This window comes from Modestobacter sp. VKM Ac-2984 (assembly GCF_026967985.1).
In the GTDB taxonomy this organism is placed as follows: Bacteria; Actinomycetota; Actinomycetes; order Mycobacteriales; family Geodermatophilaceae; genus Modestobacter.
The window spans coordinates 1-256 of record NZ_JAPVBJ010000019.1 but is presented as its reverse complement, the minus strand read 5'-3'; the positions used below and the strand labels follow the sequence as shown (position 1 = coordinate 256).

1 rRNA gene is annotated in these 256 nt (G+C 57.4%); it reads right to left on the bottom strand.

Annotated elements, in window-relative coordinates:
* Positions 1 to 55, bottom strand: a 5S ribosomal RNA gene (gene rrf, locus O2W16_RS21745); the annotation flags it as partial.
* Positions 56 to 256: the final 201 nt, after the last annotated feature.

Sequence of the window (256 nt, the reverse complement as noted above, 5' to 3'; positions counted from 1 at the left end):
TAGCTTCCGGGTTCGGAATGAGACCGGGCGTTTCCCTTTCGCCATGACCGCCGTAACACTGTGAAGATGTACCCGAAAACCGATCCCCAGCACAGCTGAGGGTCAGCATCAGGCGGAACCATGAGAACGGTTCCGTACCTTCAGAGCTGCACAGTGGACGCGACACATCTTGCTTGAAGAGGCTGGATGAGTGAGTGGTCAAGCCCTCGGCCTATTAGTACCGGTCAGCTCCACGACTTGCGCCGCTTCCACTTCC